Here is a 12,464-nt window from a genome sequence, read left to right as displayed (position 1 = left end):
GGACCCGGCTTGTAGGGTCTGACCATCACCGATCGGCAGGAATGCCGACCTGTCGACCATGTCGGGCGAATTGAGCGGGGTGAGGGTTATGGCAACCAAGGACACCGGCGGCGGCCAGCAGAAGGCCACGCGCAACACCGAGGAGGTCGAGGAGCAGGCGCAGGACGCGCAGGCATCCGACGACCTCAAGGAACGCCACGAGAAGCTGAGTGACGACGTGGACTCCGTTCTTGACGAAATTGACGATGTACTCGAAGAGAACGCCGAGGATTTCGTGAGGTCCTTCGTTCAGAAGGGCGGAGAGTGATTTCGCCTTTGATTCGAAGGTGATCCAGGGTAATTCAAGAGTGGGCGACGAGTTGGGGTCCAGGCGCTGTTCACGGTGCAGACAAGATCTGCCGCGCTCTGCGTTCGCAAGCAACAAGGCCATGGCCGACGGCCTCCAGGCGTACTGCCGTGAGTGCTCTGCCGAGTACTACCGGCAGCGCCAGGAGGCCAAGGGGAAGCGGGTTCGCGACAAGGTTTCGGTGCCCCCGGGGCACAAGCGGTGTCCGCAGTGCGCAGAGGTGAAGCCGCACTCCGCCTGGGAGCGGAACAAGTCGTCCTCGGACGCTTGGGCCAGCTATTGCCGTGCATGCCGGGCGGAGCGGAATCGCGTCAGCTACTTCAAGCGCAAGTATGGGCTTACACCGGCAGAGCTGGACACGCTGGTGGCTGAACAGCAAGGCGTCTGCTGTATATGTCTGTCGGCTCCGCCCGCACACGTGGATCACTGCCACGAGACGGGTAGGGTCCGTGGCGTACTGTGCTTCAGCTGCAACGCCGCGCTGGGGCAGTTCAAGGATCAGCCCGAGGTCATGAGGCGGGCTGCTGCATACGTGGAAGGAAACGCGTGGAAGCCAACACTCGTATCACCGGGCGTCTACCAGCTGCCTTCCTGACGCCCGGGTCCTCGTCGTTCATGGACTTTCTCGGCGATCACCAGCCGGAGCTGCTGCCCGGCAAGCGGCAGCTGCCGCCCACGCAGGGGGTGATCGAGGCGCCGCACGGGACGACGATCGTCGCGGTGACCTTCCCCGGTGGTGTGGTGCTGGCCGGTGACCGCCGGGCCACGATGGGCAATGTGATCGCCCAGCGTGACATCGAGAAGGTCTTTCCCACCGACGAGTACTCGGCCGTCGGTATCGCCGGTACGGCCGGTCTGGCCGTCGAGATGGTCAAGCTTTTCCAGTTGGAGCTGGAGCACTTCGAGAAGGTCGAGGGCGCTCAGCTGTCGTTGGAGGGCAAGGCGAACCGGCTGTCGACCATGATCCGGTCCAATCTCGGCATGGCCATGCAGGGTCTGGCCGTGGTCCCGCTGTTCGCGGGTTATGACGTGGACCGTGAGAAGGGCCGCATCTTCTCCTACGACGTCACGGGTGGCCGTTCCGAGGAGCACGGCTATGCGTCGACGGGTTCCGGTTCGGTCTTCGCGCGGGGTGCGATGAAGAAGCTGTTCCGTGACGATCTGAACGAGGAGCAGGCCACGACCCTCGTGGTGCAGGCCCTGTACGACGCGGCAGACGACGACTCGGCGACCGGTGGTCCCGATGTCGCCCGCCGGATCTACCCGATCGTCACCGTGATCACCGAGGACGGTTTCCGCCGGCTGACGGAGGACGAGTCCTCCGGGATCGCCCGCTCGGTGCTGGAGCGGCGTCTGGAGCAGCCGGACGGTCCGCGGGCCGCGCTGCTGTAGCCGTGGTTTTTGCAAGGTGATCCAGTGACTTCGACAGAAAGGGACGGATAACCGGTGTCGACGCCGTTCTATGTCTCACCTCAGCAGGCGATGGCCGACCGGGCGGAGTACGCCCGCAAGGGCATCGCTCGTGGCCGCAGCCTGGTTGTGCTGCAGTATGCCGACGGCATCGTGTTCGTCGGTGAGAACCCGTCCCGTGCGCTGCACAAGTTCAGCGAGATCTATGACCGGATCGGTTTCGCGGCCGCCGGTAAGTACAACGAGTACGAGAACCTTCGTATCGGTGGTGTGCGTTACGCGGATCTGCGTGGTTACACGTACGACCGGGATGATGTGACCGCGCGTGGTCTGGCCAATGTCTATGCGCAGACGTTGGGCACGATCTTCTCCAGTGCGGCTGAGAAGCCGTACGAGGTGGAGTTGGTCGTGGCGGAGGTCGGGGAGACTCCGGAGGGTGATCAGATCTATCGGTTGCCGCATGACGGTTCGATCGTGGATGAGCACGGTTCGGTCGCGGTGGGTGGCAATGCGGAGCAGATCGGTAGTTTCCTGGATCAGCGGCATCGTGACGGCATGAGCTTGGCGGAGGCGCTGAAGCTGGCGGTGCAGGCGCTGTCCCGTGACACGAACGGCAGTGAGCGGGAGATTCCGGCCGAGCGGCTGGAGGTGGCGGTGCTGGATCGTACGCGGCCGCAGCAGCGTAAGTTCAAGCGGATCGGTGGCGGGCAGTTGTCGCGTCTGCTGGAGGCGGACGGTGCCGCCACGGAGGCGGAGAGCGCCGAGGAGGCGGACGGCGACGGGAAGAAGTAGGTCGCGCCCGTCCTGTTGTTCGTTCACGCGCCCTGGCCCGCTCCGCGGCCGGGGCGCGGTGTGTTTCCGGCCCGGGGCGTTGCTGGGGGCGGGGTGGCTGTCAGGTGTGTCCGGGTGGGGCTGTGGAGCCGCGTACCACCAGGTGGACGGGGATGTCGGTCCGGTCGGGTGCGCGGTCGTCCAGGACGGCCAGGAGGGCTTGCATGCCGCGTTCGCCGAAGAGTTCCGCGTCGAGTCGCACGGTGGTCAGTTCGGGGTCGATGGCGGTGGCGAGGGCGAGGTCGTCGATGCCGGTGACGGAGACGTCGGTGGGGACGCGCAGGCCGTGGCGGCGTAGGGCTTTGTAGGCGCCTGCGGCGAGTTTGTCGTCGTCGCAGACGAGGGCGGTGGGGTGGGGGCCGGGGGTGGCGAGGGCGGTCTCGGTGGCGGTTGTGGCGTCCTCGATGGAGAGGGGTGCGCGGATGGTCCGTACGTCGGTTCCGGGGACGGTCGCGGTGCGGGCGGCGAGTTCGCGTGCGCGTACGTCGAAGGTCCAGGAGGGTACGTCGGCGGCGAGGTGGAGGAAGCGGCGGTGTCCGAGGCCGAGCAGGTGGTCGGCGATCTGGCGGGTGCCGTCGGCGATGTCGAGGTTGACCGTCGCGGCGCCGAGGCTGCCTTCGGGGTCGCTGTCGAGCATGACGAGGGGGAGCTGGTCGCCGCGGATGGCGGTGAGGGCGTCGGCGGCCATGGAGGAGGCGATGATGCCGTCGAGGGCGGCTTGTGCGGAGGCGAAGGGGTTGCGGGCGGGGCCGATGCCTTCGGGGGAGGGGTAGAGGACCACGCCGAAGCCGTGCTGGGCGGCGATGCGGGCTGCTCCTGTGTAGACGCCGGCGAAGAATTCGGTGGTGAGGGCGGGGACGACGAGGAGCACGGTGCGGGTGTGGCCGAGGCGGAGGTTGCGGGCGGCGAGGTTGGGTCGGTAGCCGAGTCGGTGGGCGGCGTCGCGCACGCGTTGGGCGGTGGCGGGGGAGACCCGGCCGTGCCATTTGTCGCCGAGGACGAGGGAGACGGCTGCCTGGGAGACGCCGGCGGCCTGGGCGACGTCGCGGCTGGTGGGGCGGGTGCTGCTGCGGGGCACCGTGGGTGCGCTCCTCTTGGGCTGGTCGTCTGGACGGGTGAACAGCGCTCATGGTACGTATGACGGCGGACGTTATACGTAACACTTGACTGCGTGGGCGCAGTTCGGGCGAACCGTTGGAGGGCAGGGGATGGCCGCGGGATACCTGGAGATCCTCAGGGCGAGACACGCGGCCAGGCTGCTGGCCGGCACGCTGGTGGGACGGCTGCCGAATGCCACGGCGGCGATCGCGCTGGTGCTGTTCGTGCGTGCGGAGGGCGGGACCTACAGCCTGGCGGGTGTGCTGGCGGCGGTCTACGGGGTGGCCAATGCCGTCGGGCAGCCGGTTCTGGGGCGGCTGGTCGATCTGCGCGGGCAGCCCCGGGTCCAGTTGCCGGCGGCGGTGTTGTCGGCCGCGTCGATGGCGGTGTTCGCCTTCTGCGGCCTGGATCCGCTGCCTCTGGCGTACGGGGCGGTGGCGGCCGCGGGGCTGTTCACGCCGCCTCTGGAGGGCGGGCTGCGTGCCCTGTGGCCCTTGGTGCTGCGTCGTGAGGAGCAGGTGCATACGGCGTATGCGATGGACGCGGTTGCCCAGGAGGTGATGTTCACGGTCGGTCCGCTGCTGGTCACGCTCTGTGTGTCGGTGTGGTCGGAGCGGGCGGCGGTGCTGGTGGTGAACGCGCTGGGGGTGCTCGGGGCGCTGTCGGTGGCGGTGTCGCCGCCGTCGCGTGCGTGGCGTTCCGCGCCGCGTGCGGCGCACTGGCTGGGTGCGCTGCGGTCGCCGGGGCTGCTGGTGCTGCTCGGTGCGTTCCTGTTCGTGGGGATGGCGCTCGGCTCGATCACGGTGGCTTCGGTGTCCTATGCCGACGGTCACGGCGGGGACGCGGTGTACGGCTGGCTGATGGCTGGCCTGGGGCTCGGTGCGCTGGTCGGGGGCACGGTGTACGGGGCGCGGCAGTGGGGTGGTGTGCCGGAGCGGCGGCTGCGGGTGCTGGTGGCGTTTCTGGCGGTGTGTTATCTGCCGTTGACGCTGATGCCGGGTGTGGTGGCGATGGTGTCCCTCACGGTGGTGGCGGGGGTGTTTCTCGCGCCGTGTCTGGCGTGTGCGTTCGTCATCGTCGACCGGCATGCGCCGAGCGGAACGGTCACCGAGGCGTTCTCCTGGCTTGTGACGACGTTCACAGTGGGTTCTTCGGTGGGAACGGGGGTGGCGGGTCCGGTGGTGGAGGCCGGTGGTGCGCTGTGGGGGTTCGTGGTGCCGGGGGCCGCGGGGGCCGTGTCCTTGCTGGTTCTGCTGGCGGGTGGACGGGTCCTCGCACTTCCCGCTGGGGGAGGGGTGGTTGCGTCGGCTTCGGAAAATGATCCAAATCGTGCTGTCGAACCTCGTTTCAGCTCGGGGGATCGGGCGTAATGTTCAGTCATGGACCGCCGCATTTTCGGGCTGGAGAACGAGTACGGCGTCACGTGCACGTTCAGGGGACAGCGCCGCCTGTCACCTGACGAGGTGGCGCGGTACCTCTTCCGCCGTGTCGTGTCATGGGGCCGTAGCAGCAATGTGTTTCTGCGCAACGGGGCCCGGCTGTATCTCGACGTGGGGTCACATCCGGAATACGCGACACCCGAATGTGACAATGTGATCGAACTGGTCACTCATGACAAGGCCGGGGAGCGCATTCTCGAAGGACTTCTGGTGGACGCGGAGCGCCGCCTGCACGAGGAGGGAATCGCGGGCGACGTCTACCTGTTCAAGAACAACACGGACTCGGCGGGCAACTCCTATGGTTGCCACGAGAACTATCTGGTGGCGCGGCACGGGGAGTTCTCCCGGCTCGCGGACATCCTCATTCCGTTCCTGGTCACGCGGCAGTTGTTGTGCGGCGCGGGCAAGGTGCTGCAGACGCCGCGCGGTGCGGTGTACTGCGTGAGTCAGCGGGCGGAGCACATCTGGGAGGGTGTGTCGTCGGCGACGACGCGTTCCCGGCCGATCATCAACACGCGTGACGAGCCGCATGCGGACGCGGAGCGTTACCGCCGTCTGCATGTCATCGTGGGCGATTCGAACATGTCCGAGACGACCATGTTGCTGAAGGTCGGGGCGACCGATCTGGTGCTGCGCATGATCGAGGCGGGCACGGTGATGCGTGATCTGACGCTGGAGAATCCCATCCGGGCGATCCGCGAGGTCAGTCACGACATCACGGGTCGGCGCAAGGTGCGTCTGGCCAGTGGCCGGGAGGCGTCGGCGCTGGAGGTGCAGCGCGAGTACTACGAGAAGGCTCTGGACTTCTGTGAGCGCCGCGGTATCCGCACCGGCACGGTGGAACAGGTGCTGGAGCTGTGGGGTCGTACGCTCGACGCGATCGAGGCGGAGGACCTGGACCGGATCGCGACCGAGATCGACTGGGTGATGAAGTACAAGCTCATCGAGCGGTACCGGGCCAAGCACAACATGACCATGTCCCATCCGCGGGTCGCGCAGATAGACCTCGCCTACCACGACATCCACCGTCGTCGTGGCTTGTACTACTTGCTGGAGAAGAAGGGCCAGGCGGCCCGGATCTGCAACGATCTGAAGATCTTCGAGGGCAAGTCGGTTCCGCCGCAGACCACTCGGGCCCGGCTGCGCGGTGACTTCATCCGGCGGGCCCAGGAGCAGCGCCGTGATTTCACGGTCGACTGGGTGCACCTGAAGCTCAATGACCAGGCTCAGCGCACGGTGTTGTGCAAGGACCCGTTCCGTTCGGTGGACGACCGGGTGGAGAAGCTCATCGCCGGTATGTGAGTGATGTGTCCGGGTGTTCCCCCGTTCGACTTCATTCGAACGGGGGGCCTCGGTGGAACGCCACACGGGCGCCGTACGTTTTCCCGTACGGCGCCCTTGGTTCGCCGTAGAGTTGCGCGCGCACGCCATCCGCAAGATCGACCGATTACGAGGCCCCCACCGTGCGCCGACGCTCACTTCTCCTCGCTGCCGTACCCGCCGGACTGGTCACGCTCGCCGGGTGCGGTGACGGCAAGTCCGATGCCAGCGATGCGGGGGCGTCACCGTCGCCGTCGGCGTCGGGGTCGTCCGTGCCGCCGCCGAAGCTCGTGGACGGGCCGCTGCCGGCGATCACCGCGGGGACGAAGTTCGGTGAGAAGCCGACGGTGGCCAAGGGGCCGGGGGAGCCGTCGAAGGACCTCGCGGTGAAGACGGTGATCGCGGGCAGCGGCCGCACGGTCGCGGAGAACGACTTCGTCCAGGCGCACTACCTGGGCCAGATCTGGTCCACGGCGAAGGTCTTCGACAATTCCTACGACCGTAAGACCCCGCTGGTGCTCCAGTTGGCCGAGGGCAGTGTCATCGACGGCTGGCGGTATGCGCTGGCGGGCCGGAAGGTCGGCAGCAGGGTGGCGATGGCGGTGCCGCCGACCTGGGGTTACGGCTCGTCGGGCAATGAGCAGGCGGGTATCAAGGGTACGGACACGCTGGTGTTCGTCGTGGATCTGCTGGACACCTACAACGCCAAGAGTTCCGCGCAGGGCGAGGCCGTGCCGCAGACCGACACGGCCCTGCCGAAGATCGGCACGAACACGGACGGCAACGCGCCCTCCATCGAGATCCCGAAGTCGTCGCCGCCCGGGAAGCTGGTGTCGAACTACGTCCTGGAGGGCGACGGCGCCGAGCTCAAGCCGGAGCAGACGGTCCTGTGCCAGTTCAAGGGCGAGGTCTGGGACAGCGGCAAGGCATTCGAGCAGACCTATGGCACGGGCCGGCTCAGCCAGTTCTCGTTGCAGCAGATGGAGCAGGTCGTCAAGGGGCTGTCGCAGGGCCTGACCGGCAAGAAGGTCGGCAGCCGGGTGCTCGTGGTGGTGCCCCCGGAGCTGGCCTACGGTGACACGCCGCCGAGCGGTGGTGTCGTCAAGAAGGGTTCCACGCTGGTGTTCTCCGTGGACATCCTGGCGGCGATGTGACGGCTGGTCCGTCCGGCCCGCGGCGGGCGGGCGGGGGCCGGGGATGACAGACTGTCCGCGTTCCGTGTCGTACACAAGCAGGAGCTAGAGACGTGAGCATCGACAAGCCCGAGGTCGACTTCCCGGGCGGCGAGCCCCCGGCGGACCTTGAGATCAAGGACATCTGGGAGGGCGACGGTCCTCAGGCCAAGGCCGGCGACACCGTCTCCGTGCACTACGTGGGCGTGGCCTTCTCCACCGGCGAGGAGTTCGACGCGTCCTGGAACCGTGGCGCTCCGCTGCGGTTCCAGCTGGGTGCCGGCCAGGTCATCGCGGGCTGGGACCAGGGCGTGCAGGGTATGAAGGTCGGCGGCCGGCGTCAGCTGACCATTCCGGCGCACCTGGCCTACGGTGACCGCGGTGCCGGCGGCGGTCGGATCGCCCCCGGCGAGACGCTGATCTTCGTCTGTGACCTGGTCGCGGTCTGACCGGATCCGATCATGGAGGGTCCGTGCCCGGGCTGGGCGCGGACCCTCGGCTTTTGCCGCGACCCCGCGGAGCGGTACGGTCGTCGATCGTAGGCACCACAGGGAGGCGAAGGGCGTCGATGGCCATTGCCAAGGCCGAGCGGCTGATGAATCTGGCGCTGTGTCTGCTCGGGACGCGGCGGCCGCTCAGCAAGCGTGAGCTGCGGGAGTCCATCGAGGCTTACGTCGAGGCTTTCGGGCCGGGGAAGGGCGCCGCCGGTGACGATTCGTTCAGCCGGATGTTCGAGCGGGACAAGGACGATCTGCGCGAGCTGGGCCTGGTCATCGAGACCGTCGAGAATCTCGACGGCGAGGTCGGCTATCTGGCCCGCCGTGACAGCAACCGGCTGCCGCCGATCACGCTGGACGCCGAGGAGGCCGCCGCGCTGGGTCTTGCCGCCAAGGTGTGGCAGCAGGCCCGGCTCGCCGGAGCGGCCAGTGGCGCCCTGCAGAAGCTGCGTGCGGCGGGGCTGCCCGAGGACGTCGACCCGTACGAGGCGCACGGTGCGCTGGAGCCGCGCATTCCGGTGCACGAGGCCGCTTTCGAACCGCTGATGCTGGCCTGCCGCGACCGCCGTCCGGTGATCTTCGACTATCGCAAGGCGACCGCCGCCCACCCGGAGGCGCGGCATGTGGAGCCGTGGGCGCTGGAGTGCTGGCGCGGCCACTGGTACCTCGCGGGCTGGGACCGTGACCGGGGTGCGGAGCGGGTGTTCCGGTTGTCCCGGATCACCGGCCGGGTGCGCTCGCGCGGGAGCGGCTTCACCGCCCCGGTCCCGGACGTCGTGACGGTGCGTGAGACCGTCGCGACCTGGGCGGGTGAGGTCGCCGACCGCTCGGCGCTGATCCGGTTGCGTTCGGGCGCCGGGTACCCCCTTCGGGCGAAGGCCACCAAGGTCCGGGAACTCGGTGACGGCTGGGACGAGTTGGAGATTCCGTACGGGCACGGTCTGGACGCCTGGCTGGTGGAGTTCGGGCCCGACGTGGTGGTCCTGGAGCCGGCCGAGTTGCGGGCCGACGTGGTGGACCGGCTGCGTGCCGTGGCCAAGGGCTGAGCGGGGGAGGAGCAGGACAGTGGCAGGCAAACCTGTCAGGGCTGTGAACGCCATCGACCAGACTCGGCGGATGCTCTCCCTGGTGACGTATCTGCGGGAGCGGCCCGGCGCGCGGGTCGCGGACGTCGCGCGGGCCTTCGGCATCACCGAGGACGAGTTGGTCTCGGACCTCGATGTGCTGCCGATGTGCGGGACCAGTTTCCGCGGCGGTGATCTGCTGGACATCGACACGGACGGCGAGCGCATCTGGTGGCACAATCCTGCCGCCCTCGGCGCGGAGGCGGCGGAGCCGCTGCGGCTGGCCGCGGACGAGGCGACCGCGCTGCTGGTCGCGGCGCGTGCGGTGGCCACGCTGCCGGGGCTGCGGGAGAGCGACCGGCAGGCGCTGCTGCGGGCCACCGCCAAGGTGGAGGGTGCGGCCGGTGAGGCGGCGGGCGCCAGTTCCCGGCTCTCGGTCACCTTCGAGTCCGAGGGCGGTGTCTTCGCCGACGTCGACCGGGCGATCTCGGAGCGGCGCCGGTTGTGGATCCGCTACTACTCACCGGCCCGTGACGAGGTCACCGAGCGGGAGATCGACCCGATCCGCCTGGTCAGCGTCGGCCACACCTATGTGGAGGCGTGGTGCCGCCGTTCCGAGGCGCGCCGTACCTTCCGGCTGGACAGGGTCGCCGAGATCAAGATCCTCGATGAGCCGTCCGCGCCGCCGGAGGTCGAGCTGCGGGACCTGTCGGAGGGGCTGGTGCAGCCGGCCGCCGAGGACCCTGAAGTCGTCGTGGAGGTCGGTCCGGGCGGCCGCTGGGTCGCCGAGTACTACCCGCACGACAGCGCGGACGAGCTTCCCGACGGCGGGCTGCGCATCGTCTTGCGCACCCCTGATCCGGCATCGCTGAGACGGCTGGCGCTGCGGCTGGGCCGCGACGGCCGGATCGTCTCGCCGTCCGACCTGGCCGACAGTGCCCGGCAGGCCGCCCGCGCGGCGCTCGCGGGGTACGACGGGGTGGACACGGAGCGGGACGTCTCGCAGGCGGTGCCGCGTGGTGTGACGAATTCGCGGCGGGACGGGCTGTAAGACAGGGCGGAGTGAGCCGCGGGGACGTGCCCGGTGCCGCCGGGTCGTCGCGTGGCGGCCGGCGCGCCGGGAGCGGAGTTCCCGCGGTATCGGGCGGTGACGCCCCGAAGGCGATCGACCACGAAGTGAGGAGGGACTTTGAGCGAGTCTCCGGTGTCCGGTGCGGGGGAAATGACGGTAGCGGCCGCCTTCGCGGGCATGCGAAGCGTGACTCCCGTGGTGTTCAGAGCCGGCTGCCCGGACTGCCGGGGCCGCTTCGAGCTCTCCGCGAGTGCCCTGCGGCTCGCCATCGGCGCGACCAGCCGTACGACGTTCTACTCCTTCACCTGTCCGGAGTGCGGCGCCTCGGTGCGCAAGCCCGCGGGTGAACGTGTCGTCGAGCTGCTGACCGGCGGTGGGGTCAAGACACTGCGGCTGCACTCCACGGTCTAGGCTCGACGCCATGTTCTGGGCGATGTTCGCGGTAGCCATGGGGTTCGTGGGTCTCGCCGTTCTGGGTGTGCTCGCGGTCCGGGTCTTCCTGGAGGCGCGGGGTCTGGCCCGGCAGGTCGAGGATTCGGCGCGCCGGATCAACCGGGCGGCCGAGGATCTGGAACGGGCGGCGGTCAGCGCGTCCCGCGCGGTGGACTCGCTGTGAGACCCCTGGGAGGCGGCTGTCCCCCGCGGACCGGAAGCGCTTTGCGTCACTTCGCCCTGTCATGCTGCCCGTTCCGGCAGGTACGCTGCTGGTCGCGGTGCGCAGAACGAGGCCCGTACCGCGGACCGGGAGTACGCACAGGGATTGCCTCGCGTTTACCCCTGAGCGTTACGATCGCTGCCAGATCGGTCCCTCGGACAGATGTCCGAGGGATTGGACAGCACCCACCCAGCCGCCTCGGTGAGAAGGTAAAGACTTATGTTCGGAAGGCTCGGAGCCCCCGAGATCATTCTCATCCTCGTCGTCATCGTCCTGCTGTTCGGCGCGAAGAAGCTTCCGGACATGGCCCGCTCGCTCGGGAAGTCCGCTCGCATCCTCAAGAGCGAGGCGAAGGCGATGAAGGAGGACGGCGGCAACAGCACCGCCGCCCAGACGCCCAGCTCCGACGAGCAGTCCTCGGCTCAGCGCACCATCCAGGCCGCTCCCGGCGACGTGACCAGCTCGCGACCGGTCACCGAGCCGACGGACACCACCAAGCGCTGACGCAAGGCCGGACCGCTCCGGCCTGCCGCACGAGATGAGGACGTGGGTTGCCCAAGCCTGCCCGCAACAAGGAGAAGGATCCCGAGGGGCGGATGCCCCTTGCGGATCACCTTCGTGAGCTGCGCAACCGGCTTGCGAAGGCGATGCTGGCCATCATCGTCGTCACGGTCGTCGCCGCCTTCTTCTACAACGACATCATCAACTTCCTCACCAAGCCGGTCCTCGACTCGGTCGGCTGCGGGAAGTCCTTCGAGGAACTGGCCAGGTCCAGCGACAGCTCCCAGTGCGCGCGGATCACGATCAACGGCCTCCTCGCTCCGTTCACGCTGGCCCTCCAGGTCTCCCTGATGGCGGGCATCGTGGTCGCCTCGCCGGTCTGGCTCTACCAGCTGTGGGCGTTCGTCGCACCCGGACTGCACCGGCACGAGAAGAAGTACGCGTACGCGTTCGTGGGCACCGGTGTCCCGCTCTTTCTCGGTGGCGCCTACTTCGCCTACCGGGTGCTGCCCACCACCGCGAAGGTGCTGATCGGCTTCACCCCGAAGGACGTCGAGAACCTGCTGCCGCTGGACGACCTGCTCCAGCTCGTCACCCGCATGGTGGTCGTCTTCGGCCTGTCCTTCGAGCTGCCCCTGCTGCTGATCATGCTCAATCTCACCGGTGTGCTCAGCGGCAAGCGCATGCTCGGCTGGTGGCGGGCCATGATCCTGGGCATCACGGTCTTCGCGGCCGTGGCCACACCGAGCACCGATCCCCTCTCCATGATGTCGCTCGCCGGACCGATCTGGGTGCTGTACTTCGCCGCGGTCGGGTTCTCCCTGCTCAACGACAGGCGCAAGCAGCGACGCGATGCCGAGGGCCCAGCCGACGACGAGGCGTCCGACCTGGACCTCACGCCCGAGGACATCGGCGATGCCGAGCGGGTCTCCGCCAGCCGGGCGCTGCCCGAACGGGCGAGCACGGACCGGGTCAACGGCTACGACGACGTGACCTGACCGTCGCACACCGCGACCGGTGAGGTGCCCGCGCCCGTGGACGGCGCGGGCACCGGCGTGT

15 protein-coding genes are annotated in these 12,464 nt (G+C 68.5%); 14 read left to right on the top strand and 1 reads right to left on the bottom strand.

Going from position 1 to position 12,464, the window contains the following annotated elements; translation table 11 throughout:
* Window positions 1–88 precede the first annotated feature (88 nt).
* The 4 genes from ACFC09_RS09315 to prcA all read left to right on the top strand — a co-directional run bounded on the left by ACFC09_RS09315 (window position 89) and on the right by prcA (window position 2,548).
* On the top strand, window positions 89–307 hold the full coding sequence (locus ACFC09_RS09315) for a ubiquitin-like protein Pup (protein WP_376525275.1): 219 nt from the start codon (window positions 89–91) through the stop codon (window positions 305–307).
* A 121-nt stretch (window positions 308–428) separates the two neighbouring features.
* Complete coding sequence (locus ACFC09_RS09310) at window positions 429–941, top strand: endonuclease VII domain-containing protein (RefSeq protein ID WP_376525273.1); 513 nt, start codon at window positions 429–431, stop codon at window positions 939–941.
* Entirely contained in the window at window positions 893–1,738 is an 846-nt protein-coding gene (gene prcB, locus ACFC09_RS09305) for a proteasome subunit beta (RefSeq protein WP_376525271.1), read from the top strand. The genes ACFC09_RS09310 and prcB overlap by 49 nt, the downstream gene beginning before the upstream one ends.
* A 54-nt stretch (window positions 1,739–1,792) precedes the next feature.
* Window positions 1,793–2,548, top strand: coding sequence for a proteasome subunit alpha (gene prcA, locus ACFC09_RS09300; RefSeq protein ID WP_376525269.1), 756 nt, complete (start codon window positions 1,793–1,795; stop codon window positions 2,546–2,548).
* A gap of 100 nt (window positions 2,549–2,648) precedes the next feature.
* On the opposite strand, the gene ACFC09_RS09295 is transcribed toward prcA, so the two are convergent.
* Entirely contained in the window at window positions 2,649–3,665 is a 1,017-nt protein-coding gene (locus ACFC09_RS09295; protein ID WP_376525267.1) for a LacI family DNA-binding transcriptional regulator, read from the bottom strand.
* A 130-nt stretch (window positions 3,666–3,795) separates the two neighbouring features.
* On the opposite strand from ACFC09_RS09295, the gene ACFC09_RS09290 reads away from it, so the two are divergent.
* The 10 genes from ACFC09_RS09290 (at window position 3,796) to tatC (ending at window position 12,403) form a co-directional block, all read left to right on the top strand.
* Window positions 3,796–5,055 (top strand): MFS transporter, encoded by a 1,260-nt coding sequence (locus tag ACFC09_RS09290; protein WP_376525266.1) that lies wholly within the window; start codon window positions 3,796–3,798, stop codon window positions 5,053–5,055.
* A 9-nt stretch (window positions 5,056–5,064) separates the two neighbouring features.
* The gene (pafA, locus tag ACFC09_RS09285) at window positions 5,065–6,426 is read left to right on the top strand and encodes a Pup--protein ligase (protein WP_376525264.1); all 1,362 of its coding nucleotides are present in this window, start codon (window positions 5,065–5,067) and stop codon (window positions 6,424–6,426) included.
* A 161-nt stretch (window positions 6,427–6,587) separates the two neighbouring features.
* Window positions 6,588–7,598, top strand: a complete 1,011-nt coding sequence (locus ACFC09_RS09280) for an FKBP-type peptidyl-prolyl cis-trans isomerase (RefSeq protein ID WP_376525263.1) — start codon at window positions 6,588–6,590, stop codon at window positions 7,596–7,598.
* A gap of 92 nt (window positions 7,599–7,690) precedes the next feature.
* Complete coding sequence (locus ACFC09_RS09275) at window positions 7,691–8,065, top strand: FKBP-type peptidyl-prolyl cis-trans isomerase (protein ID WP_376525261.1); 375 nt, start codon at window positions 7,691–7,693, stop codon at window positions 8,063–8,065.
* A 119-nt stretch (window positions 8,066–8,184) separates the two neighbouring features.
* Window positions 8,185–9,159: a helix-turn-helix transcriptional regulator gene (locus ACFC09_RS09270; protein ID WP_376525260.1), complete on the top strand. Its 975-nt coding sequence runs from the start codon at window positions 8,185–8,187 to the stop codon at window positions 9,157–9,159.
* A gap of 19 nt (window positions 9,160–9,178) precedes the next feature.
* On the top strand, window positions 9,179–10,228 hold the full coding sequence (locus ACFC09_RS09265) for a helix-turn-helix transcriptional regulator (RefSeq protein WP_376525258.1): 1,050 nt from the start codon (window positions 9,179–9,181) through the stop codon (window positions 10,226–10,228).
* Window positions 10,229–10,399: 171 nt separating this feature from the next.
* The gene (locus tag ACFC09_RS09260) at window positions 10,400–10,660 is read left to right on the top strand and encodes a hypothetical protein (RefSeq protein WP_376525375.1); all 261 of its coding nucleotides are present in this window, start codon (window positions 10,400–10,402) and stop codon (window positions 10,658–10,660) included.
* 10 nt (window positions 10,661–10,670) lie between these two features.
* Complete coding sequence (locus ACFC09_RS09255) at window positions 10,671–10,865, top strand: hypothetical protein (protein WP_376525257.1); 195 nt, start codon at window positions 10,671–10,673, stop codon at window positions 10,863–10,865.
* A 258-nt stretch (window positions 10,866–11,123) separates the two neighbouring features.
* Window positions 11,124–11,408 (top strand): Sec-independent protein translocase subunit TatA, encoded by a 285-nt coding sequence (gene tatA / locus ACFC09_RS09250; protein WP_376525256.1) that lies wholly within the window; start codon window positions 11,124–11,126, stop codon window positions 11,406–11,408.
* A 47-nt stretch (window positions 11,409–11,455) separates the two neighbouring features.
* Window positions 11,456–12,403: a twin-arginine translocase subunit TatC gene (gene tatC / locus ACFC09_RS09245; RefSeq protein ID WP_376525255.1), complete on the top strand. Its 948-nt coding sequence runs from the start codon at window positions 11,456–11,458 to the stop codon at window positions 12,401–12,403.
* Window positions 12,404–12,464 lie beyond the last annotated feature (61 nt).

The organism is Streptomyces sp. NPDC056161 (assembly GCF_042268025.1).
Classification (GTDB): domain Bacteria; phylum Actinomycetota; class Actinomycetes; order Streptomycetales; family Streptomycetaceae; genus Streptomyces.
Note: the sequence above shows the minus strand (reverse complement) of the source record. Positions and strands in the feature narration are given on the sequence as shown.

Excerpts from the sequence above, each read along its gene's own strand:
- ACFC09_RS09315 (WP_376525275.1), top strand. The coding sequence starts at position 89 with ATGGCAACCAAGGACACCGGCGGCGGCCAGCAGAAGGCCACGCGCAAC.
- ACFC09_RS09310 (WP_376525273.1), top strand. The coding sequence starts at position 429 with ATGGCCGACGGCCTCCAGGCGTACTGCCGTGAGTGCTCTGCCGAGTAC.
- ACFC09_RS09290 (WP_376525266.1), top strand. The coding sequence starts at position 3,796 with ATGGCCGCGGGATACCTGGAGATCCTCAGGGCGAGACACGCGGCCAGG.
- pafA (WP_376525264.1), top strand. The coding sequence starts at position 5,065 with ATGGACCGCCGCATTTTCGGGCTGGAGAACGAGTACGGCGTCACGTGC.
- ACFC09_RS09270 (WP_376525260.1), top strand. The coding sequence starts at position 8,185 with ATGGCCATTGCCAAGGCCGAGCGGCTGATGAATCTGGCGCTGTGTCTG.
- ACFC09_RS09260 (WP_376525375.1), top strand. The coding sequence starts at position 10,400 with ATGACGGTAGCGGCCGCCTTCGCGGGCATGCGAAGCGTGACTCCCGTG.
- ACFC09_RS09255 (WP_376525257.1), top strand. The coding sequence starts at position 10,671 with ATGTTCTGGGCGATGTTCGCGGTAGCCATGGGGTTCGTGGGTCTCGCC.
- tatA (WP_376525256.1), top strand. The coding sequence starts at position 11,124 with ATGTTCGGAAGGCTCGGAGCCCCCGAGATCATTCTCATCCTCGTCGTC.